At 65.0% G+C, this 969-nt stretch carries 1 protein-coding gene; it reads left to right on the forward strand.

Translation table 11 applies throughout. The features are described 5' to 3' along the window. On the forward strand, positions 1-339 hold a 339-nt coding region (locus D3105_RS34385; protein ID WP_206273062.1), incomplete at its 5' end, for a hypothetical protein. Positions 340-969: the final 630 nt, after the last annotated feature.

Consider the following 969-nt stretch of genomic DNA (forward strand, 5'->3'; position numbering starts at 1 on the left):
GCGGGCCGCCAGGGCGAGGATCAGCAGGTCACCTACGAGTTGGGTCGTCACAGACGTTGGCCCCTCTCCTGGGAAGGTCCGGGCAGCGGCTGGAGTGCCCGGGAGTGCGCCGGAGTGCGCTTTCACCACAACGACGACCCGCAGCGCGCTGGTGTGCAGTGGCAACCCGAAGAATGTCACCCAGAGCAAAACCCTGGTGACATACAGATGTTCCCGACTGCTTATCCAGCAACGACAACCACCCCACGCCACCCGAACGCCAATCTCACCACCAGCGAGCCTTCCACCGAAGCGATCCAGAGCGTGAATTCGCGCAAATACAGCAAATATCCGGAGTGACCCACATCACCACGAGTTCGCCAGAGGCGGGCCCCCACCCACCCCTCGCGCCGTCGTTGACGCCGTCGCCGATGACCAATATGGCCGTGTTTTGACTGTGGTGCACGATGAGGTCAACCGCGTACCGATCGGATGAAGCCTCGTGGTTGACGCCGTGCTGAAGCACGCCCTGCGTCATCTCCACTTCGTGAAGTCGCAACAGCCGCCCGATGTCGACTCCGTCGAGTTCGCTGACTGGCGGGAGAGGATCGCTGAGGCCCTGAACGCGTTGGCCGGTGTACTGGTCTTCAAGGAGGACCGGGTCAGGGCCAGGGCCGAGGCAACCGCGGCGCGGGAGGAGGCCGCAAAGGTCGTTTCGGGTGGTGTCGCGGCGGACGATCCGCTTGCGGATACACGGCCCCGTGGGGGCCCTGGCGCCTCAACCCCCGGTCGTCACTTGTTGCCTCGCGATAGAACCCACAGGTGGGCACAGAAGGTAGCGCGATAACAGCACACTTGCCGTGACAGCGGGCGTTCCGGTTGCGGATGGCGGCGGAGGTGATGACCGGTCGGCCGTCGGTGAGGCGGGAGAAGGGCATGGTTGGGGCCGCAGACCACGGTGTTGCGGAGGAGCCGAGGGAACCGCTTCGG

The sequence above is a fragment of the Streptomyces globisporus genome (assembly GCF_003501885.1).
Lineage (GTDB): Bacteria > Actinomycetota > Actinomycetes > Streptomycetales > Streptomycetaceae > Streptomyces > Streptomyces globisporus_D.